This is a genomic window from Hyphomicrobiales bacterium (assembly GCA_017642935.1).
Lineage (GTDB): Bacteria > Pseudomonadota > Alphaproteobacteria > Rhizobiales > MH13 > MH13.
Genome location: JAEPOK010000001.1, coordinates 607,464 through 633,743 on the forward strand (window position 1 = coordinate 607,464; position 26,280 = coordinate 633,743).

The following is a 26,280-nucleotide window of genomic DNA, read 5'->3' on the forward strand; positions in this document are numbered from 1 at the left end:
GCCCCGGGAAACGATAAAAGGTCGTTAACAGCGCATTTTTCAGATCAGTAAAATTGCAGGTATTTTCCTTTGGCAGCGAATGGGCGCGCACCAGCTTGGTTTCGCGCACAAAAAAAGCGGCGCCGAAGCGCCGCTTTCGTGGATTTTGAAAAGAGGAACTGGTCTTAGAACAGACGCAGCACGTTCTGGTCGGCCTGTGAGGCGAGCGACAGAGCGGTCGAAGACAGCTGCTGGCGGGTCTGCAGGGCCAGAAGGTTGGCACCCTCTTCGTTGGTGTCGGCCAGCGTCAGGTTGGCAGCACCGGTTTCCAGCGTGTTGATCATGGACTTGGTGAAGTCCTCACGGGTTTCCACGATGGAGAGGTTGGAACCAAACTCCGACGCCTGCGAACGCAGCGAGCTGGTCGCCGTATCGAGGGCTGTCAGAACAGCATCGATGTCGGAATCGGCATCCAGACCCGTGGCGCTCAACTGCGACAGGCCAAGGCCAGCCGAATCGAACGACACACCGGAAATGTCCAGCGTCGAGGAACCGTCTTCGTTGAAGATCACCGACAGGTCATCGCCATTGAGTAGGTTCACACCGTTGAAGCCGGCATCTTCGGCCAACTCATCGATCTGACCCATCAGTTCGTTGTACTGCGACACGAACTCCGCACGCTCAGGGTTGGTCACCTGCGTCACTGAGGTGGTGGCTTCTTCGGTGCCAGCCGTCAGGCCGAGGGCAGTCAGGTTGGCCGAGTCGCCGCCGACGGTGAAGGATGCACCGCTGGATCCGGTCAGCTGAATGTTGTTGGATCCATCGATCGAACCGGTGATGCCACCGGTCAGACCACCAAGAGCAGTTTCCAGATCAGCACGGGTTTCAATGTTGCCTGAACCGAAGGTCAGCGTGTTCGAGCCAATCGTCACGGTGCCGGACAGGGCGCCGATCTGAGCGTTGGTCGGATCAGCTGCTGTGGACGTGCCAAGAAGGGCAGATGCTGCTGTGCCGCTGATGCCGCTGATGCTTGTGGTGTTGTCATCCGCCGTGATCGTCAGGTTGCCACCTGTGATCGCGACAGTTTCTGTGCCACCGGTCACCAAGCGAAGTTGCGTTTGAATGTTGGCAGCCACAGAGTCGAGGTCGCCAGACGCATCGATTTCAACGTTGCCGCCTGCTGGCGTGTTCGAGCCATCAGTGTCGAACTCGAACGTCACGCTGTCGCCACCAACCGTGATCGACAGAGTCTGACCGTTGGACACAGCGGTGCTACCGGCATCTGTACCAGTCAGCGTTGTTGAACCGGTCAAAACGGCTGCCGCATCATCGGTGATTGTGGCTGAGCCGGTCTGAGCGGCTTCAGCCGACACCGTCGTTTGATCAACAGTTGCTGGGGTTTGCTGAGCCTGACGCGCTGTGGCTTGGGCTGATTCCACCAAGTTGGTGATCGCCGAGATACCGTTGTCGGCGGCTTCCAACGTCTGCGTTGCGTTCGACACGGAGTCGAGCAGGCGACCAAGGTCGTTTGCACGGCTATTGAGCGAAGATGCAGTGAAGAAGTTGGTTGGGTTATCAAGTGCAGAGTTCACCTTAAGGCCCGATGCCAAACGCTCTTGCGTCTTGGCCATCATATTGGCGGTGTTCTGCAGCGAGAGGAGGTTTGAGCGCACGGCGCTCGAGAGTGTTACGTCAGTCATTGACTTCCCTTTCTAGGTTTCAAGCACGCCTTCTTCTGAGACGCGCAAATCCTATGGCGCCCGGCGCCCTAAAACCGCGCTAAGGGAAATGGTAAAATTTGAGTAATTGGAGCAACTTAGACGATAATGGTGGCTATGTTTGCCATCGTCTTAACGCGGCAAATTTGGCGAGATTTTCTTAACCGTGTCATGTGGGCAAGCAGCAGGAGATCGCTCCGTCCAACGATGGGCCGTGAAGTTTTATTCAAAGCGGGCGGGGCAGGGCGTTAAACGACGCGCTTGATACTGGGCGCACCTTGCACCGCTTCATAGCGCGCAATGGCGCGGCTTTTCAGCGTGGCATTGTTCGGAAATTGGTGCATGAGCGTGCCGCTATCGGCATCGCGTGTTTGGATGACCAGCGAGCCTGTGGCCTCGTGGGTCTTAACATCCATTTCCGATTGCGCACGCAAAGCCTCTGCCGTTGCCTTCTGTTTGGCACGGCGCGCTTCATCCTGCGCAATTTGCTCACTGCCGGCCCGCGCAGCCTTGGCGCTGGGCTCTACGGTCTTTGGTTTTGGCAAGTCCGTCGCGGTCGAACCGCGTTTTGCTTTGGGTTCGACAGCGGCAACGAGGGGCACAAAACCCTGTGGTGCTCGCGTATCCATTGTCCTGTCCTCGGTACTCACTACACAAGAGGCGAACCTGTTTTATTGTGAGTCAGGATAGGACGAACGCGTGAATCTTCTGTTAAGGGTTCCATTAGGTGTTTTGCCGTAGCGGCAAGGTTCTAGAGAGCACGATCGACCGAGATTGCGGCTGCCTGACCGCTACGCGTCATGGTGCCTGACGCGCCGTAGGTCTTGGGCTGGCGGCTTCCTGAAACCTGATCAGATAGCCGCGAGAGCAAATGCTCGGAGACGGCTTTGGCGGTTGAAACGGTGGCGAGGTTCTTCTGAAGCTCGGCCTGAAACTCATCGTTGAGACGGCGCAGTTCGTCCAATTTCACCGGCACATAGCGGGAGATGATCTCTTTGTGCGCCTGCAGATGCTGAAGCGCTGAGCGATAGGCGAACATCAGCTCGTTTTTGGTGTCGTGATCAATCGTCGTTCGCGTCAAGGCGCCTTCGCGAAGTGCTGCTGTTTCGCGGCGCAGATGCTGGGTGAGGGCGATCATTAAGCCGTGCAAACATTCAGCGAAGCTTGTCGCACTATCGCGGTCGGTGATCGGCGTATCGGCAGTCGAGGTGGCGTCGGTCATCGTGTCGTCCTAGTTCACGGCGTCTTCTTGGATGCGGAGGAGTTCAGAGCGCACTTGGTCGGCAATGCCGATGCCGCCAGAAGCTGCCATTTCCTTGGCGTATTCTTCGACAAGCAGGCCTTGCCACATCTTCTCGCCTTCGCCACCGCCGAAGGGTTCTGAGATTTCCACGCCCTCAAAGATTGGCTTGAGCATTGCGGTCAGCATCACAGCCTCGAATTCTTCGGCGGCGGAGTTGACGGCTTCCGGGTCGCCTTGTGTCGCTGCAGCCATGCGCTGAAGTGCCGAGGTTGATCCCGCACTCAGTAGCGTCGAGGCTTGGGTTTGAAGACTGGTTTCCATTACATCACCTCGATGTCGGCTTGCAGCGCACCGGCCGCCTTGATGGCGTGGAGGATGGCGATCAAGTCGCGCGGACCGATGCCCAGCGCGTTGAGGCCGTCGACCAGTTCGCGAAGCGTCACCGTCTGCTCGACAATGCCGAGCTGAGTTTCTTCGCCTTCGACGACGTCGATGGCGGTGCGTGGCACGACAACGGTCTCGCCATTTTCGGCAAAGGGCAGGGCCTGGCTGACCTGCGGCTCTTCGGTGATCGTCACCGTCAGATTGCCTTGCGCAATGGCAACCGTTGAGACGCGAACATCGCGGCCAAGAACGATAATACCGGAGCTTTCGTCAACAACGATGCGAGCGGTTTGGTCGGGCTCGATCAACAGTTGCTCGATGTCAGTCAAAAGCTCGACCATCGACGTGTTGTAGTGCGCCGGCAGCGAGAGTTGCACGGTTCCAGGATCGGTACTGACCGCCAGTTCCTCGCCGAGCAGCGCATTGATCGCAAGCGCCATGCGGCGCGCTGTGGTGAGATCGGGATTGCGCAGCGCCAGGCGAATGGTGCTCATGCTGGCAAGGTCGAAATGAACCTCGCGTTCCACCAAGGCGCCATTGGCGATCCGTCCGGTCGTCGGTACGCCTCGCGTGATGGATGCGGCGGCGCCTTGAGCTTCGAACCCGGCAATCGCAACCGGGCCCTGGCCAATGGCATAGACCTCGCCGTCGGCGCCCAAAAGTGGGGTCACCAGAAGCGTGCCGCCTTGAAGGCTGTCCGCGTCACCCAGGGCCGAAACCGTGATGTCGATGCGTGTACCTTGCGTTGCGAACGCGGGAAGGTTGGCCGTCACCATCACGGCGGCGACGTTGGCGGTGCGCAGTTCAGCGCTCGGCGTGTTGACGCCGAGCCGCTCCAACATGGCGCGCAGTGACTGGCGCGTGAACGGTGCGTTGTTCAGCGTATCACCGGTTCCATTGAGGCCAACCACCAGGCCGTAGCCCACCAGCTGGTTTTCCCGAACACCTTCGAAATCGGCAATATCCTTGATGCGCGAGGTGGCGGCGGCGGGAATCGCAAGGGCAATTGTCAGCGCAATGGCGAAGATGAGTGTCGTGATGGAAAGGATGTGGGCGCGCATGAGCGGTTCCTAATGGCAGCGGTTTGTCCTATCCTTTACAAGTGTCGTGCCAACAGTCGACGCCTTCATCAAGTCTCTGATTTCGTTATGGAAAGCGAATGAAAATGCGGCCAGAGCACGGCTACAAGATGGTCGAACCATGGCGCGCCTTGCCGGTGGCTGGGCCAATTCTGCCGGGCTTTTAAGGTTTGGTTAACCAAAATGGCAGGACAAGAAGGGTGGGCAAACGAGGGGCTGGAGGGCCTATGCGGGTCGAGGGACCGAAATCTTCTGCAAGCGTTGGCAAGTCGCGCAAAAGCGGCGAAGCGGCTCGTGGTTTTGTCGTTCCTTCGCAGGGCTCAAGCGCGACATCTTCTGCCGCGTCTTCCTCGGCAGGCATTGCCGGTGTCCAGAGTCTCGATGCGATCTTGGCGCTGCAATCTGTGGACAATGCAGAGGACCGGGAACGCCGCGCAGTGCGCCATGGCCATGATCTCTTGGATCAGTTGGAAGCGTTGCGCGCTGACCTTTTGGCAGGCCAGATTTCGCCGCAACGTGTTGGCGCGCTTCTCTCCTTGATCCGCGCCAAACAGGCGGCTGAAGACCCGAAATTGGCAGCGCTCATCGATGACATTGCACTGCGTGCGCGGGTCGAGTTGGCCAAGCTTGGCATCGACGCCTAATCGTCGCCAACAATCTCTGCAGCCATCATAATTCTGTCGCGCGCCACTTGCTAACAGCCTCACATCGGCTTCACACAACGCTCGCGAAGGCGTTGCTTGTGGCGCACGAAGCTATGGCGTATAGCCTGCCCAAACTCGAACCTTGGCGGCAGGCCGAATCTGGGCGGAGGGAGCGTTATGTTGGACGTACAAGATGACTACCGGCCATCTGAGGATGAGCCCTTTATGAACGAGCGCCAGCGCAACTATTTCCGGAAAAAGTTGATCGCTTGGAAAGAAGAAATCCTGGCAGAGGCGCGTGATACGCTGGCCCATATGCAGGATGACACGGTCAATCATCCCGACCTGACCGACCGTGCATCCTCCGAGACAGATCGTTCGATCGAACTGCGCGCGCGCGATCGTCAACGCAAGCTGATTTCCAAAATCGATGCTGCTTTGCGCAGGATCGAGGATGGCACCTACGGTTACTGCGAAGAGACCGGCGAGCCGATCACGCTGAAACGGCTGGATGCTCGGCCTATTGCGACCTTGTCGCTGGAAGCGCAGGAAGCCCATGAGCGCCGCGAAAAGGTGTATCGCGACGACTGATTGATCGGGTTCTTTTTCAGAATCAATAAGGCGCGGCATCTGTTCTGGATGCCGCGCCTTTTTTGTCTGGCACGCGCTGTGATGGGTCGAATGTTGGGGAGCTTCAACGCATCGATGGGAGAGAACGTGCCAGGTGAGGTCGCCGCGCGGGTTGGGGGCCGCGCGACGACCGCGATCTGGTTAGAAGGGCATCAGGATATCGAACAGCTGCTGCCCATAGCGCGGTTGTTGGACGTCGGTGATCTGGCCGCGCCCACCGTAGGCAATGCGGGCTTCGGCGATCTTGGACGATTCGATGGTGTTGGAAGCGTCGATATCCTCCGGCCGCACGACACCGGCGACGATTAGCTCGCGCACTTCGAAATTGACCCGCACTTCCTGGCGGCCCTCGATGACCATGTTGCCGTTGGGCAGAACCTGGGTGACGACGGCAGCGACGGTCGTGGTCAAGCTTTCAGAGCGGTTCACTGAACCTTGGCCGCCAGAGGATGAGTTGGTGTCAAAATCGGCAATGACTTCGGCGGTTGGACCAGGCGGCAAGAGCCGCTCAAGCTGGTAACCGACAATACCGGAACCACCCAGTTCCTCGTTCGCGGTGCGGTTCCGCGAGGTTTGGTTGGCGATTTGGGCGCTGTCGGTGATTTCGACCCGCACCGTTACCAGATCACCAACACGGGAAGCGCGCTGATCGTTGAAGAAGGCCCGTGAACCGGAACGCCAGAGCGAGTTGGGGCTGTAGGTTGCGACCACCGGTTCAGGCATCGGCATGGAAACCGGGCGATAGCCGGGTTGAGTCGTTGGATTTTGAATGGCCGAAAGCGCTGGCTGTTCACCAATGTTGGCGACGCGGTCGGCGGCTGAACAGCCTGCAAGCGCGACGCCCGTCAGAACGATGGCGGCCAGGCGCTGATATTTGGAAATCGAGGTCATTGAATGCGCTCCGCCGTGTCAGCGTTGGAAAGAGTAAGCCGAGTGGAGGCTGCGATGTCTTGCATCGGGCCAAGAACATGCACGAGGCCATGGCCAGCCACGACGCCGCGAACAACGCGGTTGGACTGAAGGTTCATCACATCGATGGACTGACCTTCGGCGCCGTCATCCATGGCGCGGGCACGCACCGTCAGAGCCAGGGCGCCATGGCGATAAATCAACGTCACGAGTTCTTGGCGCTCAACCATCAACGGCTCTGTGAGATCATCGGGGTTGATTGGTGCGCCCGCACGAAGCGACCGGCGTGCAGCCTGACCGATAATGTCCGCAGTCTCGATCAGCGTCGGCGTGCCAACCGTCCGGCTGTAAGCCACGTCCTGAAGACGCAAATCAGAGGCGCGCACGACGTCACCGCGGGCGATCGGACGGCCAAGCACCGGGATCATGACCCGATGTTCAGCGCGGCCGGAGAGGCGGGCGATTTCCTGACCCGAGGGCGTGCGGATGACCGCCGAAAACCGCTCGGACCGACCGGATGGCGCCGCCAGCAAATCAACACGCAAACGGCCGGCAATCTCTGCTGGCAGCGTTGTCGGCGATGGGTTTGATGCAAGCGTAATGGCATAGCGTCCGGCATTTTCACCGCGTTGATCGATCAGGCGCGTTTGCAGTGCCTCTTCGAGAAGCTGTTCAAAGTCCACCGCGTGGAGGCGAATGCCGGCGCGTTCCACGGTGATCTCAGTGAGCCCAGCCAAATCGACCAGGTCGAGACCAGCTTGACGCGCTGCGTCGAGCACAGTGTGGGCTGGCACTCGCCCGCGTGTTCCTGGCGCAGGCGCCCGAAAAACCGGTGTTTCAGCATGCATGCCAGCATGGTCAAATAGGTCGCCCAGCGTCACCAAATCCGATGTCACGATGACCTGCGGGCGAAGCAGCGGCAGAGGTGTATCGAATTGGTCGGCGAGGCGCGTTTCGATGGTGGATTGGGCTGCGGAAAAAGGGGCGGCCACGAAGAAGAAAAGCAAGGCAAGAAGCAAACGGGTGATCATGGTTCAACGCCCCCTTAGCGCATCATCTGCGAGGTGTTGGACAGCATTTCATCGGCTGCGCGGACCACACGGGCGTTCATCTCATAGGCGCGTTGCGCGGCGATGAGATCGGAGATTTCAGTGACTGAGTTCACGTTGGCGAGTTCGATGTAACCCTGCCGAACCGAGCCAAAGCCTTCTTCACCTGGATTGCCGGTGACTGGGGCGCCGCTGGAGGCCGTTTCCATGAACAGATTGTCGCCGATCGCTTGCAAACCGCTTTGGTTGATGAAGCGGGCAAGTTCGATCTGGCCAATGTTGGTTGCTGTGCCACCGGTGCCAAGGATCGCGGTCACCGTTCCATCGATGCCGATGGCAAGGCCGCGTGCGTTGTCCGGGATGGTGATGCCAGGCTCTACGGTAAACCCGTCGGCTGTGACCATCGTGCCATTCGCGTCGCGCTCGAAAGTGCCTGCGCGGGTGTAAGCTGTTCCACCATCAGGCAATTGGATCTGGAAAAAACCGTCGCCGGAGATCGCCATATCCAACTCTTTGTCGGTCGGTTGGATAGACCCTTGGCTCATGATGCGCGGTGTCGCCGCCGTCATGACACCTGAGCCAATCTGGACCCCGGATGGCACCAGCGTGCCTTGCTCGGATGTCTCGGCGCCGACACGGCGTAGGTTCTGATAGAGCAGGTCCTGGAACTCAGCGCGCTGCTTCTTGAAGCCCGCGGTGCGCATGTTAGCGATGTTGTTGGAGATGACCTCGACGTTCGTCTCTTGGGCCATCATGCCGGTGGATGCGATATAAAGCGCTTGCATGGGATCGATCTCCTGGAAGCGTTAGCTCAGGCGGCCAAGGAGGCGAATGGCCTCCTGACGCATCTGATCGGATTGGCGAAGCATGTTCGATTGCATTTCATAGGCCCGTTGGACTTCAACCAGACGGGACATTTCCCGCACCGGCTGCACGTTGGATGTCTCCAGCACGCCCTGCGTGAGGCGGACGGTAGGATCCGGGTTTGGCTCTTCGTCCGCCGCATATAGATTGGATCCGAGCTTTTCCAGCGCCTGTTCGTTGGGGAAGGACACCAGCTGCAGCGTGCCACGAGCACCATTGTTGGTGGTTACCTCGCCTGTGCCGGTGATAGTGATGTCGCTGTCGGCAGGGGTGAAGAGGATCGGCGTCCCACCGAGTGAGATGACGGGATGCCCGCGCTGGGTAACCAACTGACCCTGGTCGTTGATTTGCAGGGAGCCATCGCGGGTGTAACGAACGCCCTGCGGTGTCTCGACCGTCAGAAAGCCGCCCGGCGAAAGCGCCACGTCCAGTTCATTGCCGGTGACCTCACGAGCGCCGGGTTCCAAATCACGGTAGGTCGCCCAATCTTGAACAAATGCCACATCATGGTCGCGGTTCTGGAAGGCGGAGGCTTCGGCGCGCGGCATGAGATAATCTTCAAAGGCCACACGTTCAGCCTGGAAGGCGGTGGTGTTCATGTTGGCCAGATTGTTGGCGATGACATCCAGTTCGCGGCGCAGGGCGACCTCGCGGGACAGTGCGACAAGCTGTGCGTTCATCATGACGTGCGATTCCTCTCCTTGAATCGTTAAAACACGCCGCCAAAGACCGGCGATGTGGGTCTCGTTCTGGCCACAATGCCGAGCTCCCCAGCGGGCAACATGGTGAACGATGCGTTACCCTATGCAGGAGCCGTGCCAGTTTTGAAAAACCATAAAAATCAATTGTTTATCGAATTTTTGCCTTTGCATCACGCCGTTGATGGCGTGATGTTGCCGCCTGCTACCGGTTCTCGCCCGGCAATTCTGACCGGGTCGTCAACACTTCGTTAACCAACCGCGCTCATTGGTTAATGCGTGAGAAAATTCGATAGGGCGTAGTCCATGGCGAATGCAGACGTAACACCCGATGATATGGAGGCCGACGCGGCTGCGGAGGGTGAGGAGTCTCAGGAAGGGGGCGGCAAGCGAAAGCTCTCCAAAAAGATGCTGATGATCATCGGCGGTGGCGCTGTGGTCATGCTTCTTGGCGGCGGGGCCGGTGCGGCATTCATGCTCGGATGGGTCGGCGGGTCCTCGCCTGAAGAGGTTGCCCTTGAGCAGGCGCAGGCGCCGAAGTTCTATTACGACTTGCCGGAAATCACGGTGAACCTCGCCAATGCTGAGCAGCGCGCGCAATATCTTCGCCTGATCGTTGCGTTGGAAATCAGCAATGAAGAAATCGCTGGTGTCATCGAGCCAAATTTGCCGCGCATTCTCGATGTTTTTCAAACTTACTTGCGCGAATTGCGGGTGTCCGACCTGGAAGGATCAGCAGGCCTGTTTCGCCTGAAGCATGAGCTTCAGCGGCGCATAAACCTCGCGATCTTTCCTGCCGAGGTCGATGCCGTTCTTTTCCGCGAAATCATCGTTCAATAGGAGCCCATTATGATGGCCGAAGAAGACGATTGGGACGATGAGGACGACGCCGACGACATGGCGGCCCAATGGGCGGCGATGTTGGATGACGAGGATGAAGAAGACTCTGAATCCCAGCAAAAGGGCGCCGACCGTGTTTTAAGCCAGGATGAGATCGACAATCTGCTTGGCTTCAATGCTGAGCAAGGCCATGACGGTGAGACGTCCGGTGTTCGCGCGATCATCAACTCCGCGCTGGTTTCCTATGAACGCCTGCCGATGTTGGAGATCATCTTCGATCGGTTGGTGCGATTGACCACCACAAGCCTGCGCAACTTTACCTCCGACAACGTCGAAGTTTCGCTGGATGGTATCACCTCGGTGCGTTTTGGCGATTATCTCAACTCCATTCCCTTGCCGGCCATTCTCTCGGTTTTCAAAGCCGAAGAATGGGACAATTTTGGTCTGATCACGGTTGATTCCAGCCTGATCTACTCGGTCATTGATGTGCTCCTGGGCGGTCGTCGTTCCTCGTCGTCGATGCGCGTCGAGGGGCGTCCTTATACGACCATCGAGATGAACCTTGTCCGCCGCATGGTCGAGGTGTTGATCAATGATGCCGAGGCGGCCTTTGCGCCGCTTTCCAAGGTCACGTTCAACGTTGATCGACTGGAGACCAATCCGCGTTTTGCAACCATCTGCCGGCCCGCCAATGCGGCGATCCTGGTTGAGATGCGCGTCGATATGGAGGATCGCGGCGGCAAGGTTGAGCTGCTGATTCCGTACGCCACGATCGAGCCGATCCGTGAACTTCTCCTGCAGATGTTCATGGGGGAAAAATTCGGTCGCGACTCGATTTGGGAAGGCCATTTGGCCACCGAAATCTACTCGGCCAAGATCGGTGTCGATGCCGTCATCTACGAAGAGATGATGCCGCTTTCCAAGGTCATGGACTTCAAAGAAGGGCAGACCTTGATGTTTGAAACAGCGCCCACTGATCCGATTTATCTGAAATGCGGTGAGACGGTTCTGACCGAAGGCCAATTGGGGCAGCGAGATCGCAATGTTGCGGTTCGCGTGACCCGCAATCTGCGCAAGCCAAAAACAACGCTCGCCTCGTTTGAACATGCCGAGCAACCCAACCCGATGGAGTCGTGATGTTGAACCTTCCTTTGAGCCTTGTGATCGAAGGTCTTGTGGCCATCCTCCTGGTGATCACCATCGGCTATTGCATCCTGCTCAACAGTCGGTTGAAACGTCTACGAGCCGATGAAGAGGGCCTGCGCGCCACGATCGCTGAACTGCTGACAGCCACCGAGATTGCTGAGCGAGCCATTCAGGGCCTGCGCACAACATCGGCGCAATGCGATCAGACGCTTGGCCAGCGCCTGCATCAGGCCAATCAGGTGTCCGAAGAGCTTTCAACGAAACTGAACTCGGCCGGTGCCGTGGTGGAACGTCTTGGCAAAATGGCTGGGTTGCCTGTTGGTGAGGCCAAGGCGCCAGCCGCCTCACCACGACCGATCCAGCCCGCCGCCAACCGCGCGCCTGCAGCGCAGGCCGGGCCGGCTACTCAATCTGCGCCGGCCGCGCCAAGCCCTAGCCAGCGCCTAGATGATGCCGCGCGCGCTCTGCAAGACCGTCTCCAACGGGTGGCCTCCTAGGGGCCATGGATAGGAGTTAAGCCATGCGCTCGATCCGCCTGCTCCCGGTTGTCATCCTGACGTCGTTGATGCTGCTTGGCATGAAAGGTTTCAACCTTATTGCCGGTCCTGGCAACACGGTCACCGGTGTGGACGTGGCGGTCGCGCAGGAGGAGCCAGAGGCTGAGTCGACTGGAGACCAGATTTCGGAGTCGGCAGCCGCTTTGCGCGCTGCTGCTGAAGCGGCGCAGGACGCGCAGGATGCACAAGGTGTGAACGTTGAGGATTTGCAGATCGAAACGTCGCGCGACGCTTTGCTGGACCGGCTCGGCGAACGGCGTGTCTTGATGGAAGAGCGCGAGCAGGATTTGCGGGTGCGCGAACAGTTGCTTGCCGCCGCCGAGCGCCGTCTTGAGGAACGCTTGGCCGAACTGGAAGCCCTTGAAGCACGGGTGAGCGCGGTCGCTGACGCTGAAGATGAGCGCGAAAGCCAGGAGATTGCTCGCCTCGTTCAAGTCTATTCGGCAATGCGCGCCAAGGATGCCGCCGCGATTTTCGACCTTCTCGACCTGCCGATCCTTGTCGAAGTCGCCACCGCCATGAACCCACGCAAAATGGCCGATATTCTTGGCGAAATGACGCCGGAATCCGCGCGCCGTTTGACCATCGCCTTGGCAGGTTCGCCAATGCAGGCGCCGGTCGAAACCAACTCGATCAACAATGAACTGCCGCGCATTGAAGGCGTGCCTATCCAATAGGCGCGTAGTAAGCGGTTCTTAAGGCGTGGAATCTAAGGTCGCCAGACAAGGAGTCTGGTGGTCCAAAAGTTGTTGTCCCTGCCTGCCTTTCTGCGTGATCCATTCTCGCCTCGATCGACCCTGTTTCATGGTCTTTTGGGAGCGGTTCTGCTCGCCCTGACGGCCGCGCATTCAGAGCCTGTTGCCGCGCAGTCGCTGGAGGCCGTCGCGATTGCCGAACGCGAGCGCGATTTCGGGCGGCTGACCCTGCGGTTCCGCGACCGCCTTGACCTGCCACCTTATGAGCTTGATGCCGAAAACGGTGTGCTGCGGATCGTTTTTGAAGAGGCGGTCGACACCGATATCCGCGATTCGATGCGCGTGCTGTCCGATTTTGTTACCATCGCGCGCCGCGACCCCGACGGTCGCGCACTTCGTTTCGGTCTGTCGCGCGCGGTACGGATCAACACGATGGAAGCCGGCGAGACGCTGTTCATCGATTTCCTGCCGACGACGTGGCAGGGTTTTCCGCCACCCCTGCCAGAAGAGGTCGTCACACGGCTCGCTGAGCGCGCCGAACAGGCGGCTCGCGAAGCCGCCGAAGCCGAACGCCGTCGATTGCTGGGTGAGCTGGAACCGGAGGTGACGTTGCGTATTGGCGCGGCGCCGACCTTCACGCGCTACGCATTCAACTGGAACGTTCCCTTCAATGTCGCTGTGGCCCAGTCAGGCCCGGAACTCACGATGGAGTTCGATTATGATGTTCCCATCGATCTGTCGCAGGCGTTTGTCGATCAGCCATCAGAATTGGTGAATCTCGACTACGACCGCGACGGCGCCAGCCTGTCGATCACCATGGAGGTGACGCCAGGTTCTGGTCTTCGATGGTTTGAGGATGATCAGCGCTTTGTGGTGGATTTGGAGCGTGAAACGCCGCTCGATATAGACGGCATCGATCAGGAAGAACTCGACCGTGTGATGGCGACGCTTTCGCCTGCGATTGATGGCGTAACGGACGAAACCACCAGGTTTTCGACAGTCGGCGCGCGAACCGACGAGGTCATCGAGCCGGAAGAGGATGCGCAGATCATCGACGTGGCGCGGCCTTTGAATCCGAGTGGCCTCACGCCCATCGTTCCGGAGCCTGAAACCGACATGGCCGATGATACAGCGCCGATTGGCGAGGGCGGTTTGGCTGGCGGCGAACCCGATCCTTCGGCAGACGTCCCGCTGCTTGCTGATGGCTCACCGGCAATCACTGAAGAAGATCTGGAAATACTGGCGCAGCGGCCGGATGTGGTAACGGCCCGGGCACTGCAGGGTGGACGTGCGCCAGAGGTCGGCGAAGCCATGGAAGAAGCCGTCGATCCCAACATTGTTCGGGTTGAAGTACGCATGGAAGGTGATGAGACGCGGCTGCTTTTTCCGTTCTCGCAGCCGACGCCTGCCGCCGCGTTCCGCCGCGAGTCATTTGTCACCTTGGTTTTTGAAAACCCGATCCCGTTTGATTTGCGGGCGATGCGGCTGGAACTCAACGATCTGGTGCGGTCCATTCGTCCGGTTCGCGTGAACGATCTCAATCTCATTCATCTTGAGATGCGCGACAGTGCGCTCGTTTCGATGGTGCCGTCCGGCAATCGCTGGATCGTGGTGCTCGGGCCTTCCATCGTGGAACCGCCGCAGGGGCTTGATGTCGGTCGAGGCACGTTGCCTGACGGTAAAGCGTTTGCCGAAGTCTTGGGTGACGGGTTTGGCCGGATGCGCCGGATCATGCATCCCCATGTCGGCGATGAACTGCTGGTCGTTCCGATGCTGGCGCCGTCGCAAGGTGCGTTGGCGCGGCAGGAACTGGTGGAATTCGAGATACTTCCATCGGCGCAGGGTTTGATTGTTCGTCCAAAGACCGATGCGCTGGCCTTGGACGTTGAGCCAAACCGGGTGGTGATCACCCGCGAACAGGGCCTGACGCTGTCCGAGGTTGGCTTGTCGCTCGGCTCCTTTGGTTTTTCGCCCGATGAGCGACCGGGCTACTTTGACCTGCGCGCCTATGCCGGAGAGGGTGCATCGGGATTTCGCGATCGCTATGAGGACTTCCAAGAATCCGTCGCGGCTGCCGAAGGCGCCGTACGGATTGAAAGGCTCATGGCCTTTGCGCGCTTTCTCTTGGCGTTCGATCTTGGACAGGAAGCCAATGGCATTCTCGATATCGTCGTTTCTGAAGCTTCCGCGCTTGAGCATGACGAAGCCTATCTGATGGTGCGTGCGGCCGCCTTGACCCTAGCCGGGCGCAGCGATGAGGCGCGGGACATTATCGACTCTCACGTGATGGATGGCGTTGCCGATGCCGGCTTTTGGGGCTTGCTTGCCAACGCGTCACTGCGCGACTGGCCGGCGGTGAATGCCGCCTACGACGATGTCGCAGCGCTTTTTGACGGCTATCCGTCTGGCCTCGTTGCGCAAGCCCGCCTTGATGGCGTTGAGGCGGCGTTGAACGTGCAAGCTATTGATTTGGCAACCGAGCGCCTATCGCAGATCGACCCGACGCGGTTGATGGGCAGCCCGAAGGAAGATCGTTTGGCCTTGTTACAGGGGCAGGTCGCGCTTGCTAAAGGCCGCATGGAAGAGGCGTTGGAGGTTTTCGACAAAATTCGTGCAGAGAATGAAGGCCCGCTAGGCGCCCAAGCGACCCTGCTTGGCATTGAAACGCGCGTTCTCAACGATGAGCTGACGCTTACCGAGGGCTTGGATCAGCTTGAGAACCTGGCGGTTGCCTGGCGCGGCGATGATACCGAGGTGCGCACGCGTCGGTTCCTAGGGGAGCTCTATGTGGAGCAAGGGCGTTACAGCGATGCGCTGACGGCCCTGAAGGGCATCTTAATCGCCCAGCCTAATCATCCCGAGGCCAACGATGTATCTGACGATATGCAGGCGATCTTTGTTGACCTCTATTTGAATGGCGAGGCGGATCAAATGCCGGCCATCGATGCTTTGAGCCTGTTCTACGATTTTCGAGAATTAACGCCGATCGGCCGGCGCGGAGATGAGCTGGTGCGACGCCTCACGGACCGGTTGGTTAGCATTGACCTGCTCGATCAGGCTGCCGATCTTTTGCTGCATCAGGTCGATAACCGTTTGACCGGAACGGCAAAGGCGCAGATTGCCGCCGATTTGGCACTAATCTATCTGATGGATTATCGCCCGTCCGAGGCGGTGGCCGTTTTGCAGCGCTCGCGAGTGTCGCAGGCGCCTCAATCCATTGAGCGCGGCCGTCGCGTTATCGAGGCCCGCGCGCTTTCTGAACTTGGCCGCCACGAGCTGGCTTTGGAAATGCTGCGTAGCCTGGATGGCAACGATATCGATGCGGTGCGCGCTGACGTCCTATGGAATGCGGAGCGCTGGGCCGAAGCTGGCGAAGTCTTGGAGCGGTCGCTTGCCGATCGGTGGCGCGATCGTGTGCCGCTTGATGAGGACGAAATGCAACAGGTGCTGCGCGCCTCAATCGCATTCAGCTTTGCCAATGATGAGTATGCGCTGGAGCGTTTGCGCGCGCGTTTTGATGGCAAGATGTCGGAAGGCATTTATGCCAGCGCGTTCGATGTCGTGACCGCACCTATCGAAACCCAGGGCAGCGCGTTTCGCGATGTGGCCCGAGGGATCGCAGGGCTCAACACACTGAACCGGTTCCTCGCCGACTACCGCTCAACCTTTTCTTCGCAAACCACACCGATCGCTTCGCCAGGCGCTTAACTCTGTGAATATGGACGGATTCATCCTGGCTATAAGCCCGGCGGCGGCCCGTAACTTTGCACCAGAGAGCCAGCGACGAGGTTCCAGCCGTCAACGAGCACGAAAAAGATCAGCTTGAACGGTAGCGAGATGATCACCGGCGGCAGCATCATCATACCCATCGACATCAGCACCGATGCGACCACCAGATCGATGATGATGAACGGCACGAACAGCAAAAAGCCGATCTCGAACGCCCGACGTAACTCGGAGATCATGAAGGCCGGGACCAGCACCGTCAGCGGAATGGCCTCTGGACCTTCCGGCGTTGGTGTCTGTGACAGATCGAGGAAAAGCCGCAGATCGTTTTCCCGCACATGCGCCCGCATGAACACGTGAAAGGGTTCAGAGGCGCGCTCAAAGGCCTGATCAAGATCGATTGTTTCATCGATCAGTGGCTGAATGCCAGCATCATAGGCCTCCTGAAAGGTGGGCGCCATGATGAAGGCCGTCAGGAACAACGCCAGTGAGATGATCACGGTGTTAGGTGGCGCGGTTTGCAGGCCGATGGCCGTGCGCAGCAGCGACAGAACGACAACGATGCGCGTGAACGACGTCACCATCACTAGGATTGAGGGCGCCAGCGACAGGATGGTTATGAGAAGGATGATCTGAACGGCGCGTTCAGTGACGCCGATATCATCGCCTAGCGAAATTGAGATGTCCTGCGCCAGGCTCTCGGGGACCATGGCGACGAGTGAAGCCAGCGCGACTGGCAGCAGTGCCAAGCCCCACCAGATCGATCGACGGCTCAGTAGGCGCGATTGGTTGGCCGGTACGCGCGGGCCTTGATCACCGTTCCTGTTGCGGACCAGACCGCTCACTTCTGCTCCGGATCTCCGGCGATTTCTCCAAGAAGGCGGCGCATCTCATCGTCAAGATCGTCGGACTTGTCGCCTTTGGGTTCGCCGTCCGCTTTGCCACCGCCAGACGGCTGCAACATGGATGAGATATCGACCACGTCATCGCCACTGGTCTCTGGCGTCTCCGATTTTTTGTCTTCATCGGCCTTGGCAAGCGTCGTTGCGTTGGCGGCCGGCCCACGGCTTGGAATGGCCACCGGGATCGGAGGGTCGTCGCGGCCGGACAGCGCCACCGGGATATCGGGTGCCGGCGGCGTTTCTTCGGCGGGCTGGTCTTCAGATTTGCCATCTTGATCCGCCGATTGTGGTTCCTCGGTAGGGGCTGGTGAGGTTGCGGGGGTGGCCTCACGAACGCTGGAAAGCTTCAGCGGATCGGGCTTGTCCTCGCTTTTGGTGTCTTCGATGGCCGGTTCGTCTGGTTTCTTGTCGGCATCCTTGGGCTCAGAGGTTGCCTCATCGCCATTGCCGGTGAGTGTCGATAGGTCGGGCAAGTCCGGCAAATCGTCGAGCGGCGGAAGGTCAATCGGCGCGTCGGCTGAACCGCTTTGCGATGGCGTGCGTTCAAATGCGTCGAGCTCAAGCGCAGCCTCCAACTCCCGTTCAAGGCTGAGATCGTCCACAGTCGAGCTCGGTTCGGCTGGGACGGGTTTAGTTGGGGGTGCAGCGTCTTTGGCCGGCGTTTTTGGAGCTAATGGGTCCGGTTTGGTCGGTTCGACCGCAGGGGCTGCAGGCGGGGGCAGGTCATCGAGCAGCGATGCCGATAAGGCCTCATCCAGCGATCGATCGATGGCGGCGCGTTCATCGTCCGCTGCCGAAGGTGTGGGTTCAGCTGGCTTGGCTTTGGCTATTTCCGTGACAAGCGGCTTGGGCTCGTTAGCCTTGGCGCTGCTGCTGGTCGTGGGCCCAGGTGTGGTTGGCGCAGGTGCCGCTGGCCTGGTGCTCGCGGCGGCAACGGCGGCGGTGGCTGCTGCTGTGCCAGCGGTCGCGGCCACGGTGGCTTTTTGAGCGTCGTCGGATTGAGGCGTTTCGCTGGTGCGTGAACGCGTTGTCGGACGCTCGCTCGTTTCTTCGGCGGCCTTGCTCCTTAGGAGCGCGGATGAGAACCGGTTGGACGTGCGAAAGCGATCAGCCGGGCGCGAATAGGTCTCTTCGTCCTGCTTTTCCTGCGCCTTGCTTGCCTGCATGCGGGCGGCGAGCGGGATACCGCCAACCATGGAGCGTTCAATCACCGCGTCCGATCCGCCGCCAATCAAGAGCAAGTGTTCCAATTTGCCGTGGCGGACCAAAACCAGCTTGCGTTTGGGGTCGATGGCGAGTGTCGATACAACCTGCAGCTCGGCTTCATCGCCATGATGGCCGCCAAAGCGCGAGCCACCGAAGCGTTTCACCACCCAGGCCACCAGGAAGATCAGGGCAACGACGACGACCAGCGACAGCCCGAATTGGGCGATGGTGCCGCCGGTTTCCCCTAACTGTTCTTCGAACACAACTCACCCCTCCAACGCGCGACGCAGGCTCCAAGACGCCTCGTCTGTTTGCGAGGCTGGGACTGGGTCCGTCGATCAAGCCGTTCGCTCGCTAGGTTTGGCCAGCTGTCGCGATTCGGCACACTTGGTGAGCAAGAGTACCGAATTGGGCAAGGCTTGTCGCTATCGCCGGTGCCCAAGCCCCCAACTAGTTGCCGGGAATTCCTAAGGTATTCCAAGGGGTCAGCGAAATCAGCGGTTGAGCATTAACAGCTTGTTAACCGTCAAGGCGGCACATTCTGCCCAGATTGATACGTCCCGTTAACCATAAACCGCTGGTGGCTTCGGCTCGATGCTTCGTGATCTGCCCTTCTTTTCAGCCTTGCGCACGCAGATGCAATGGCATTCGGCGCGCCAGTCGGTGTTGGCTGAGAACATCGCCAACGCCGACACGCCAGGCTACGCGGCGCGCGATCTCCAACGGGTGGACCACGAGACACAGTTTTCAGTTGCTCGTCCCATGGCGACGGCGCCGGTACGCACCGACGCCAAGCATATTGCCGGGCGCGCCGTTGCCGATACGACGGGCTTTAAAAATGACCGTCAGCCGACATTCGAGGTGACGCCGGAAGGCAACTCGGTCGTCTTGGAAGAAGAGGTCATGAAAATGACCGCCAACCAGCTCGACTACCAAACGGTGGCGACGCTCTACCAGAAATCCCTTGGCATGCTGCGCACGGCCGTGGGTCGCCGCTAGCCTCTAACGGAAGGATAAACGCATGGACTTCCTAAAAAGCTTGGTGACGGCGGCCTCGGGCCTGCAAGCCCAATCCGGGCGGATGCGCATCATCGCGGAAAACATCGCCAATGCCGATTCCACCGCGCAGACGCCGGAAGGCGACCCTTACCGGCGGCAAATCCCAACGTTTCGGGCCGCGCTCGACCGGGAGACCGATTCACGGACCGTCGAGCTCGGTCCAGTGCGCCCTGATCGCGGCGAGTTCCGCCTGCGCTACGACCCAAGCCACCCGGCGGCCAATGATGAGGGCTATGTGGCCATGCCGAACGTCAACCGGCTGGTCGAAGCGATGGATATGCGCAACGCCCAGCGGTCCTATGAGGCCAACCTCAACGTCGTGCAATCAACGCGCCAGATGATCTCGCGCACGCTTGATATTTTGCGCGCTTAGGAAAGTAGGCCAGCATGACCAGCATCCCAACCAATCAGGCCATTCAGGCTTATGCGCAGGCCGCGCAGGCGCTGTCCGGCAATGGCCAAGGCGGCACGCAGCCGGCCGCTTCGGATGCCGCCGAGGGCTTTGGGGCGCTGATCGAGCAGCAAGCCACCAATTTGGTCAATGAAGGCCAGGCCTTTGAGGCCGCAGGCATGGATCTGGTTCAAGGCCGCGCCGACGTGGTCGATGTTGTGACGGCCGTTGCCGAGACCGAGGTGCTGTTGGAGACGGTCGTGACGGTGCGTGACCGCGTGATCCAAGCCTATCAAGAAATTCTACGAATGCCGATTTAGGGCTGTTTCTCCGTTTCTTTTTCTAGGATTTTTCCATGACCGGACCTGAAGTTCTCGACGTTGCCCGCGATGGTGTCGTGACCCTGATTTATGTCTGCGGTCCGATGATGATTGTCGGTCTTGGCGTGGGTGTTGCCATCGGACTTATCCAGGCGCTGACGCAAATCCAAGAAATGACGCTGGTGTTCGTGCCGAAGATCATGGCGATTTTCGTGACCTTCATGCTCACGCTTCCGTTCATGGGCAGCCTCATGGCAGGCTACATGAACCGCGTGGCTGAACGAATCATTGCCGGTTAAGGCCAGCGCGGTGGCCGGATCTGCAACGATGATGGGCACCGTCCTTGGACATATCGCTCCTGCCGGAACTTGCATGGCTCGCGCTGCTTTTGTTCGCGCGGCTTGGCACGCTGTTTCTGCTGATGCCCGGCATCGGCGAGCAAACGGTTCCGGTGCGCGTGCGGCTCGTGTTAGCTTTGGCAACGCTGCTGGTCGTTTACCCAACCGTATCGGGGGTTCTGCCCGACGTACCGCAAAGCGCGGTGGAGGTATTCGGCCTCATAATCTGGGAAATCTTGATCGGTTTGGCATTGGGCCTTGCAGTGCGTTTCGTGCTGTCGGTAATGCAGGTCGCCGGAACGACAATCGCCTTCCAAATGGGTCTGGGTTTTGCGCTCAACGTCGATCCGTCACAGGGCACGCAGGGCGTGTTGCTCGGCAACTTCCTCGGGCTGCTCGGCATCACGCTGATATTCCTGTCGGATTTGCATCATCTGGCGCTTGCCGGGATTGTGCGCAGCTACGATGTGTTTTCGGTCGGCAGCGTCGTGCCGATTGGCGACTTCACCCAGTACGCCTTGATGAGCATGGCAAAGGCCTTCGAGGTCGCGATCCAGATTTCGGCGCCATTCATGGTGTTCGGGCTGATCTTCTATCTAGGTCTCGGCATCCTATCGCGGCTGATGCCGCAATTGCAGATATTCATGATTGCCATGCCGGTGAACATTCTCGGCGGGTTCATTCTTTTAGCGGCGATGTTGAGTGCACTGATGGCGCTCTACATCGACCATGTGCGCGAGGTCATGATGGTGCTCTTTCCCTCCTGAGGGCTAGCATCAGCAGGCCGCAGGAGGCCTAATGTCGGAAGAAGCCGACCAGTCAGAAAAGACTGAGGACCCCTCCCAAAAACGCTTAGAAGACGCCCATCAGAAGGGCGACGTTCCCAAATCTCAAGAACTGTCCTCGGCTTTCGTTCTGCTCGGAGGCACGTTGGTTGTTGGCTTGATGATCGGGCCAGCGATGGCGAACCTCTCGCCGATGTTCGCCAATATGATGCAGCAGGCAGCGCTCATCCCGGTCGATGGTGGCGCCATTGTTGATCTGACCGGCGCGCTTGGTCCGGCGATCGCGCTGTCTGTGGCCGTGCCGTTTCTGTTTCTGATGGCGATGGCGGTGCTCGGCAATGTGGTGCAGCATCGCCCGGTGCTTTCCATCGAGCCGATCACGCCGAAGCTCTCCAAGATCTCTCCGGTCGCTGGGTTCAAGCGGCTGTTTTCCAGCGAAAGCCTGATGAATTTCGTCAAAGGCTTGCTGAAGGTCTGCCTCATCAGCGTGCTGATGGTGCTGATCTTGCTGCCAAGGCAGGACGAGCTTGATGCCATCCTATTCACCGATCTGACGCAGTTTTTACCGGCTGTCCTGGAGTTGGCGGTGGCGCTTTTGCTCGCCAGTGCCGCCGTGATGATCGTGATCGGTGTTGCCGACTATCTCTACCAACGTCACCGCTGGTTCGAGCGCCAGAAAATGACCGTCAAAGAGGTCCGCGACGAGTACAAGCAGCAAGAAGGCGATCCGACCGTCAAAGCCAAGCTGCGTCAGGTGCGCATGGAGCGTTCACGCAAACGCATGATGGCCGCCGTGCCGGACGCGACGGTGGTGGTCACAAACCCGACCCATTTTGCCGTGGCGCTGAAGTATGAGAGCGGCATGAATGCGCCGCTCTGCGTTGCCAAGGGTGTCGATGCGTTGGCGCTTTCAATCCGCCAAGTCGCGCGCGAACACGAGGTCACGATTGTTGAGAATCCACCGCTTGCCCGCGCACTGCATGCAAGCGTGGAAGTCGATCAGTCAATTCCGGCTGAGCATTTTGAAGCGGTGGCGAAGGTCATCGGCTTTGTCATGCGCATGCGCGAGAAACGCTCGGCGCGCCTCTAATTGTCCCATCCAACAGCCTTTACCGGCGCTTCGACGCCACCGTGCTGGCCGAAGCCCGGCGCGGCGCGGTAGTTTGGGCTGGCCGAATCGTTGTGTTTGGTAAAGCCTGTTTCCGTCCCGTCGCCATGGTGCCCACCGTTCTGTGACCCAGCCACTCATTGACCTGCGCAATGCTGATGCGCCGCGTTCCTCGCGCAGCCGACCGCACCAGTGGTTGGTTGCCGTCACGCTGGTCGGCATGCTGGCGCTGTTGTTTTTCCTTGGGTTTTCCGATTTTGGCGCCAATCCGACGGCGCTTCTGATCGTGCTTGGCGGTTTTGCCGCGCTCGGAATTGCGGCCTTGTTGGCGCTGGTGCTCGGCTTTTTGCAGATTGCCGGGCGCGCGCCGCCATCCAGTTGGGCTGATCAGTTTATGGATGAGGACGTGCAAGGCGTCCTTTCCACCAACTCACAAGGCCAGATCGTCTACGCCAACGGCGCCTATGGTGCGCTCACCGGTGTTGATGACCCGCAGATGATCCGTTTGCCGGACCGTGTGTTTGGAACCGAGGCAGACGCCGCCGACACGATGTTTCAGCTTTTGCGCACCGTGGCCGAAGGAAAAGTCGGTGAGGCCGATGTACGGCTTGCACGCGGTGCAGGCGGGCAGGGCGCGCCGCGCTGGTATCATGTGACCGCCCGACCCTTGCCGGAAGATGGTGTGGCAGCGGCTGACGTCGCCAACACGGAGACGCCCTATGGCGTGGTCTGGCGGATCGCTGATGTCACCGACGAGCGTGCTCGCCAGGAGCAAGTTTTCCAGGATCTGCAGCAGGCTGTGGATTATCTGGACCATGCGCCCGCCGGATTTTTCTCCTCTGATCCGGAAGGCACCATCAACTATATGAATGCCACGCTGGCGGCCTGGCTTGGTTATGATCTTGCGATGATCGACCAAACCGGCCTGACGCTGAACGAGCTTCTGGCCGGAGATGGCGCGGCGCTGTTGGCGGCGGCGCCGACCACGACGGATTTCGATGGTTTGGCGACCATCGTCGATGTTGATCTGGTGCGCCGCGACGGCGCGCGCCTGCCGGTGCGTATTCACCACCGCGTGCCGATCTCGGTGGATGGATCGCCGCGCGCTTCGCGCACCTTGGTCATCAACCGGTCCAGCGGGTTCGATGTGGATGAAAGTGTGCGGGCCGCTGAGGTGAAATTTGCCCGTTTCTTCAACAACGCACCGATTGCGATTGCCGTGGTCAACAGCGACGGCGCGTTGGTGCAGATGAACGCACCCTTTGCCAGCCTCTTCCCCGAAGAAGCCTCCGATGGCGCCTCTCTGTCAGCCCATGATGAGGCCTCGCCAAGCGCCGCCAAGCTCGTAGACCTATTCTCCGATGAAGCGCGCGACGCCGTGCAGCGCGCGCTCAACGATGCCGCGGCCCAGCGCGGGCGTATGCGGCCGGTCGATGTGGTGATCGGCAAGGCGCCGGAGAAATCCGAGCAACCCGGCATGCCAGACCTTGGCCATCAAATCTCAGCGCAGCTGTTTGTGTCTGCCGTTGGCGATGGTGCCGACACTGAGGCGCTGGTGTTCCTGATCGACACGACCGAGCAAAAGGCGCTTGAGCAGCAATTCGCGCAGACGCAAAAAATGATGGCTTTTGGCCAGCTTGCGGGCGGCGTTGCGCATGATTTTAACAATATGCTTCAGGCGATCATGGGCAATGTCGATCTGCTGATGCTCAACCATCCGCCGTCCGACCCAAGCTATCGTTACATCTCGCCGATCCGCCAAAACTGCAATCGTGCAGCTGCCTTGGTGCGTCATCTGCTTGCCTTCTCGCGTAAACAGACGCTGCGCCCGCAGGTTATGCACATGGATGACGTGCTCTCCGACCTCTCCATGACCGTTGACCGCCTCGTCGGCGAAACGGTGAAGCTGGATGTCGATATCGCTGGCGATGTGTGGCCGGTGATGGCCGACTTGACGCAGCTTGAGAATGTGCTGATCAACCTCGCCGTCAATGCGCGCGATGCGATGCCCGAAGGCGGCAAACTGACTATGACCACGCGCAACGTGATGCGAGAGGAATGCGCGACCTTCAACTTCAAGGGGCTGGAAGCGGCGGACTATGTGCTCGTCTCAGTGACTGACACGGGCACCGGTATCGAGCCGGAGATCATGGAGAAGATTTTCGAGCCGTTTTTTACCACCAAGGATGTCGGCAAAGGCACCGGGCTGGGCTTGGCGACCGTCTATGGCACGATCAAGCAGACCGGCGGCTATGTGTATCCAGAAAGCACGGTCGGCGAGGGGACGAGCTTCCACATCTTCCTACCGCGTTATGTCGGCTCGGAAGTCGCCGCCGTTCAGGCTGCGCAATCGCAGAACCAACCGCAAGAAGATCTGACCGGCGCCGCGAGTGTTCTCTTGGTCGAGGATGATGAGGGCGTGCGGATGGTCAATGCCACGCTTCTGCGCTCGGGAGGCTACACGGTGCATGAGGCTGATAGCGGCGTTGAGGCGCTCGAAGTGCTCGAAGAGTTCGGCGATGAAATCCAGCTCATCGTGTCCGACGTCGTGATGCCGGAAATGGATGGGCCGACGCTGCTTAACGAAGCGCGGACGCTTTATCCCGACATGCGGTTCATCTTCGTGTCCGGCTACGCTGAAGATGCCTTTGCCAAAAACCTGCCGGATGATCAGGAATTCACGTTCCTCGCCAAACCCTTTTCGATGAAGGATTTTGCCGAAACCGTGAAGCGCGTCCTCGCCAGCTAGAGTCGCGCCAACAATTCGTTTGTTCCTCTCTTGTTCACGCAGAACAAAACTGGTACATATCCCCTATTGGGCGCTCCAAAGGTGACAGCGAAACCTGCCAAACGGGTTTGCGTTGCGGGAATCGGCGCTGCGTGAAAAGAAGGGATATCTGATATGGCGCAATCGACGCTTCGTTTGGTGGAAGGCAACGGTATGGATAAGCGCAAGGCCCTGGATGCGGCGCTCTCGCAGATTGAGCGCTCGTTCGGCAAAGGCTCGATCATGAAGCTCGGCAAGGGCGATGCGCTGGAGATCGAGTCGGTTTCCACCGGGTCGTTGGGGCTTGATATCGCGCTTGGTATTGGTGGTCTGCCGCGTGGCCGGGTGATTGAGATTTACGGCCCGGAATCGTCCGGTAAAACCACGCTGGCGCTGCACACCATTGCCGAAGCACAGAAGAAGGGCGGCATTTGCGCGTTTATTGATGCTGAACACGCGCTCGACCCGATTTACGCACGTAAGCTTGGCGTCAATGTTGATGATCTTCTCGTCTCGCAGCCGGATGCTGGTGAGCAGGCTTTGGAAATCGCCGATACGCTGGTCCGCTCAGGGGCGGTGGATGTGTTGGTGGTCGACTCGGTGGCCGCCTTGACGCCGCGCGCCGAACTTGAAGGTGAGATGGGCGACAGCCTGCCGGGTATGCAGGCGCGCCTGATGAGCCAGGCGCTGCGTAAGCTGACCGCGTCGATTTCGAAGTCGAACACAATGGTGATCTTCATCAACCAGATCCGGTTGAAGATCGGCGTGATGTTCGGCAATCCGGAAACCACAACCGGCGGCAATGCGTTAAAATTCTACGCCTCTGTGCGTCTTGATATCCGCCGTATCGGCGCGATCAAGGATCGCGATGAGGTCGTGGGCAATCAGACCCGCGTGAAGGTGGTGAAGAACAAGGTCGCGCCGCCGTTCCGCCAGGTGGAATTCGACATCATGTATGGCGAGGGCGTCTCGAAGATGGGTGAACTCATCGACCTTGGTGTGAAAGCTGGGATCGTGGAAAAATCCGGGGCCTGGTTCTCTTACGATAGCCAACGCCTTGGCCAGGGCCGGGAAAACGCAAAGCAATTCATGCGCGACAATCCCGATATCGCTGATGAAATCGAGGCTTCGATCCGTCAGAATGCCGGTTTGATTGCTGAACAGATTTTGGAAGGCGAGCCGGTGAACGATGATGAGGCCGATGCGCCGGTACCTGCCAAAGATGAGTAGCGCGCGGCGTTGA

27 protein-coding genes are annotated in these 26,280 nt (G+C 59.3%); 16 read left to right on the forward strand and 11 right to left on the reverse strand.

The features are described 5' to 3' along the window. Positions 1-164: 164 nt before the first annotated feature. From JJ917_02780 to JJ917_02800, 5 genes are all read right to left on the reverse strand, one after another. Complete coding sequence (locus tag JJ917_02780) at positions 165-1,679, reverse strand: flagellar protein (GenBank protein MBO6697736.1); 1,515 nt, start codon at positions 1,677-1,679, stop codon at positions 165-167. Between the two features lie 266 nt (positions 1,680-1,945). Next, positions 1,946-2,326: a hypothetical protein gene (locus JJ917_02785; GenBank protein MBO6697737.1), complete on the reverse strand. Its 381-nt coding sequence runs from the start codon at positions 2,324-2,326 to the stop codon at positions 1,946-1,948. 122 nt (positions 2,327-2,448) lie between these two features. Further along, positions 2,449-2,919 (reverse strand): hypothetical protein, encoded by a 471-nt coding sequence (locus JJ917_02790; protein ID MBO6697738.1) that lies wholly within the window; start codon positions 2,917-2,919, stop codon positions 2,449-2,451. Between the two features lie 9 nt (positions 2,920-2,928). Further along, complete coding sequence (locus JJ917_02795; protein MBO6697739.1) at positions 2,929-3,261, reverse strand: rod-binding protein; 333 nt, start codon at positions 3,259-3,261, stop codon at positions 2,929-2,931. Continuing rightward, positions 3,261-4,385 carry a flagellar basal body P-ring protein FlgI gene (locus tag JJ917_02800; GenBank protein ID MBO6697740.1) on the reverse strand — a complete coding sequence of 375 codons (1,125 nt, stop codon included), beginning with the start codon at positions 4,383-4,385 and terminating at the stop codon, positions 3,261-3,263. Before JJ917_02800 ends, JJ917_02795 begins: the two co-directional genes overlap by 1 nt. A gap of 245 nt (positions 4,386-4,630) precedes the next feature. Here JJ917_02800 and JJ917_02805 point away from each other — a divergent pair, with 245 nt between their 5' ends. Together JJ917_02805 and dksA are read left to right on the forward strand one after the other, a co-directional pair. Beyond that, complete coding sequence (locus tag JJ917_02805; GenBank protein ID MBO6697741.1) at positions 4,631-5,047, forward strand: flagellar assembly protein FliX; 417 nt, start codon at positions 4,631-4,633, stop codon at positions 5,045-5,047. 177 nt (positions 5,048-5,224) lie between these two features. Further along, a complete protein-coding gene (dksA, locus tag JJ917_02810; protein ID MBO6697742.1) occupies positions 5,225-5,638 on the forward strand; it encodes an RNA polymerase-binding protein DksA in 414 nt (137 codons plus the stop codon). Between the two features lie 180 nt (positions 5,639-5,818). On the opposite strand, the gene JJ917_02815 is transcribed toward dksA, so the two are convergent. The 4 genes from JJ917_02815 to flgF are packed head-to-tail and all read right to left on the reverse strand — an operon-like array spanning position 5,819 to position 9,182. Beyond that, positions 5,819-6,568 carry a flagellar basal body L-ring protein FlgH gene (locus tag JJ917_02815; GenBank protein MBO6697743.1) on the reverse strand — a complete coding sequence of 250 codons (750 nt, stop codon included), beginning with the start codon at positions 6,566-6,568 and terminating at the stop codon, positions 5,819-5,821. Beyond that, entirely contained in the window at positions 6,565-7,617 is a 1,053-nt protein-coding gene (flgA, locus tag JJ917_02820) for a flagellar basal body P-ring formation protein FlgA (GenBank protein ID MBO6697744.1), read from the reverse strand. The genes JJ917_02815 and flgA overlap by 4 nt, the downstream gene beginning before the upstream one ends. 14 nt (positions 7,618-7,631) lie before the next feature. Beyond that, positions 7,632-8,420 (reverse strand): flagellar basal-body rod protein FlgG, encoded by a 789-nt coding sequence (gene flgG, locus JJ917_02825; GenBank protein ID MBO6697745.1) that lies wholly within the window; start codon positions 8,418-8,420, stop codon positions 7,632-7,634. Between the two features lie 21 nt (positions 8,421-8,441). Then, the gene (flgF, locus tag JJ917_02830) at positions 8,442-9,182 is read right to left on the reverse strand and encodes a flagellar basal-body rod protein FlgF (GenBank protein ID MBO6697746.1); all 741 of its coding nucleotides are present in this window, start codon (positions 9,180-9,182) and stop codon (positions 8,442-8,444) included. A gap of 54 nt (positions 9,183-9,236) precedes the next feature. Between flgF and JJ917_02835 the strand changes: the two genes are divergently transcribed. The 6 genes from JJ917_02835 to JJ917_02860 all read left to right on the forward strand — a co-directional run bounded on the left by JJ917_02835 (position 9,237) and on the right by JJ917_02860 (position 16,143). After that, positions 9,237-9,452 (forward strand): hypothetical protein, encoded by a 216-nt coding sequence (locus JJ917_02835; GenBank protein ID MBO6697747.1) that lies wholly within the window; start codon positions 9,237-9,239, stop codon positions 9,450-9,452. Between the two features lie 81 nt (positions 9,453-9,533). Beyond that, a complete protein-coding gene (locus JJ917_02840; protein MBO6697748.1) occupies positions 9,534-10,037 on the forward strand; it encodes a flagellar basal body-associated FliL family protein in 504 nt (167 codons plus the stop codon). Between the two features lie 12 nt (positions 10,038-10,049). Then, complete coding sequence (gene fliM / locus JJ917_02845) at positions 10,050-11,174, forward strand: flagellar motor switch protein FliM (GenBank protein ID MBO6697749.1); 1,125 nt, start codon at positions 10,050-10,052, stop codon at positions 11,172-11,174. Then, a complete protein-coding gene (locus tag JJ917_02850; GenBank protein ID MBO6697750.1) occupies positions 11,174-11,680 on the forward strand; it encodes a chemotaxis protein in 507 nt (168 codons plus the stop codon). The genes fliM and JJ917_02850 overlap by 1 nt, the downstream gene beginning before the upstream one ends. A 23-nt stretch (positions 11,681-11,703) precedes the next feature. Then, positions 11,704-12,417 (forward strand): hypothetical protein, encoded by a 714-nt coding sequence (locus tag JJ917_02855; GenBank protein MBO6697751.1) that lies wholly within the window; start codon positions 11,704-11,706, stop codon positions 12,415-12,417. A gap of 57 nt (positions 12,418-12,474) precedes the next feature. Then, positions 12,475-16,143: a hypothetical protein gene (locus tag JJ917_02860; GenBank protein MBO6697752.1), complete on the forward strand. Its 3,669-nt coding sequence runs from the start codon at positions 12,475-12,477 to the stop codon at positions 16,141-16,143. A gap of 29 nt (positions 16,144-16,172) precedes the next feature. Here JJ917_02860 and fliP read toward each other — a convergent pair whose 3' ends face one another. After that, the gene (gene fliP, locus JJ917_02865) at positions 16,173-16,871 is read right to left on the reverse strand and encodes a flagellar type III secretion system pore protein FliP (protein MBO6697753.1); all 699 of its coding nucleotides are present in this window, start codon (positions 16,869-16,871) and stop codon (positions 16,173-16,175) included. Between the two features lie 131 nt (positions 16,872-17,002). Continuing rightward, positions 17,003-18,532, reverse strand: coding sequence for a flagellar biosynthetic protein FliO (locus tag JJ917_02870; GenBank protein MBO6697754.1), 1,530 nt, complete (start codon positions 18,530-18,532; stop codon positions 17,003-17,005). A gap of 331 nt (positions 18,533-18,863) precedes the next feature. Between JJ917_02870 and flgB the strand changes: the two genes are divergently transcribed. The 8 genes from flgB (at position 18,864) to recA (ending at position 26,267) form a co-directional block, all read left to right on the forward strand. Next, on the forward strand, positions 18,864-19,268 hold the full coding sequence (gene flgB / locus JJ917_02875) for a flagellar basal body rod protein FlgB (protein ID MBO6697755.1): 405 nt from the start codon (positions 18,864-18,866) through the stop codon (positions 19,266-19,268). Between the two features lie 22 nt (positions 19,269-19,290). After that, positions 19,291-19,701: a flagellar basal body rod protein FlgC gene (flgC, locus tag JJ917_02880; GenBank protein ID MBO6697756.1), complete on the forward strand. Its 411-nt coding sequence runs from the start codon at positions 19,291-19,293 to the stop codon at positions 19,699-19,701. 14 nt (positions 19,702-19,715) lie between these two features. Next, positions 19,716-20,039, forward strand: coding sequence for a flagellar hook-basal body complex protein FliE (fliE, locus tag JJ917_02885; GenBank protein ID MBO6697757.1), 324 nt, complete (start codon positions 19,716-19,718; stop codon positions 20,037-20,039). 35 nt (positions 20,040-20,074) lie between these two features. Beyond that, on the forward strand, positions 20,075-20,338 hold the full coding sequence (fliQ, locus tag JJ917_02890) for a flagellar biosynthesis protein FliQ (protein ID MBO6697758.1): 264 nt from the start codon (positions 20,075-20,077) through the stop codon (positions 20,336-20,338). A 44-nt stretch (positions 20,339-20,382) separates the two neighbouring features. Continuing rightward, positions 20,383-21,144, forward strand: coding sequence for a flagellar type III secretion system protein FliR (fliR, locus tag JJ917_02895; protein MBO6697759.1), 762 nt, complete (start codon positions 20,383-20,385; stop codon positions 21,142-21,144). A gap of 31 nt (positions 21,145-21,175) precedes the next feature. Then, positions 21,176-22,252, forward strand: a complete 1,077-nt coding sequence (gene flhB, locus JJ917_02900) for a flagellar biosynthesis protein FlhB (GenBank protein MBO6697760.1) — start codon at positions 21,176-21,178, stop codon at positions 22,250-22,252. Positions 22,253-22,394: 142 nt separating this feature from the next. Beyond that, positions 22,395-25,019: a response regulator gene (locus tag JJ917_02905; GenBank protein ID MBO6697761.1), complete on the forward strand. Its 2,625-nt coding sequence runs from the start codon at positions 22,395-22,397 to the stop codon at positions 25,017-25,019. A 153-nt stretch (positions 25,020-25,172) separates the two neighbouring features. Next, entirely contained in the window at positions 25,173-26,267 is a 1,095-nt protein-coding gene (recA, locus tag JJ917_02910; protein MBO6697762.1) for a recombinase RecA, read from the forward strand. The last annotated feature ends 13 nt before the right edge of the window (positions 26,268-26,280 follow it).